1 protein-coding gene is annotated in these 1,337 nt (G+C 66.9%); it reads left to right on the forward strand.

Annotation, left to right across the window (positions count from 1 at the left end):
* Positions 1–1,337, forward strand: a 1,337-nt coding sequence (gene pgi / locus RB628_RS40630) for a glucose-6-phosphate isomerase (protein ID WP_318325667.1), incomplete at both ends; no start/stop codon positions are given.

Below are 1,337 nucleotides of genomic sequence, written 5' to 3' on the forward strand. Positions count from 1 at the left end.
GTGTTCGGGCTGCGGGATGCCATGTTCCGGGGTGACCGCATCAACGTCACCGAGGATCGTGCGGTGCTGCACACCGCTTTGCGGGCGTCGCGTGACGCGGTGGTCGAGGTCGACGGGGAGAACGTCGTTCCGGGCGTGCACGCGGTTCTGGACAGGATGGCGGGCTTCGCCGGGAGGGTGCGCTCGGGTGAGTGGACCGGGCACACCGGCCGCCGTATCAGGAACGTCGTCAACATCGGCATCGGCGGCTCGGACCTCGGTCCGGCGATGGCGTACGAGGTGCTGCGGGCGTTCACGGCACGGGAGTTGACGTTCAGGTTCGTGTCGAACGTCGACGGTGCGGATCTGCACGAGGCGGTGCGGGACCTGGACCCGGCCGAGACGCTGTTCGTCGTCGCGTCGAAGACGTTCACGACGATCGAGACGATCACGAACGCGACCGCGGCCCGTTCCTGGCTGCTGGCGGGTCTGGGTGGTGAGGAGAAGGCGGTCGCCCGGCACTTCGTGGCGCTGTCGACGAACTCCGGGAAGGTGTCGGACTTCGGCATCGACACGGACAACATGTTCGAGTTCTGGGACTGGGTCGGCGGGCGGTACTCCTACGACTCGGCGATCGGGCTGTCGCTGATGATCGCGATCGGGCCTGACCGGTTCCGGGAGATGCTCGACGGGTTCGCGCTGGTCGACGAGCACTTCCGGACGGCTCCGGCGGAGGAGAACGCGCCTGTGCTGTTGGGGCTGTTGGGGATCTGGTACGGCAACTTCCTCGGTGCCCAGTCGCACGCCGTACTTCCCTACTCGCACTATCTCTCCAGGTTCACGGCGTACCTGCAGCAGCTGGACATGGAGTCCAACGGCAAGTCGGTCGACCGCCACGGCAACCCGGTGGAGTACGAGACCGGACCGGTGGTGTGGGGTACGCCCGGGACGAACGGGCAGCACGCCTACTACCAGCTGATCCATCAGGGGACGAAGCTGGTCCCGGCGGACTTCATCGGCTTCGCCGAGCCGGTGGGGGAGTTGGGTGACGGGCTCAGGGGGCAGCACGACCTGTTGATGGCCAACTTCTTCGCGCAGACACAGGCGCTGGCGTTCGGGAAGACGCCGGACGAGGTGCGGGCCGAGGGAGTCCCGGAGGAACTGGTCGCCCACAAGACGTTCCAGGGCAACCACCCGACGACCACCGTGCTGGCGCGCGAGCTGACTCCGTCCGTACTCGGCCAGTTGATCGCGTTGTACGAGCACAAGGTGTTCGTCCAGGGGGCTGTGTGGAACATCGACTCCTTCGACCAGTGGGGGGTCGAGCTGGGGAAGGTGCTGGCCCAGCGCATCGAGCC

Source organism: Streptomyces sp. ADMS (assembly GCF_033441795.1).
In the GTDB taxonomy this organism is placed as follows: domain Bacteria; phylum Actinomycetota; class Actinomycetes; order Streptomycetales; family Streptomycetaceae; genus Streptomyces.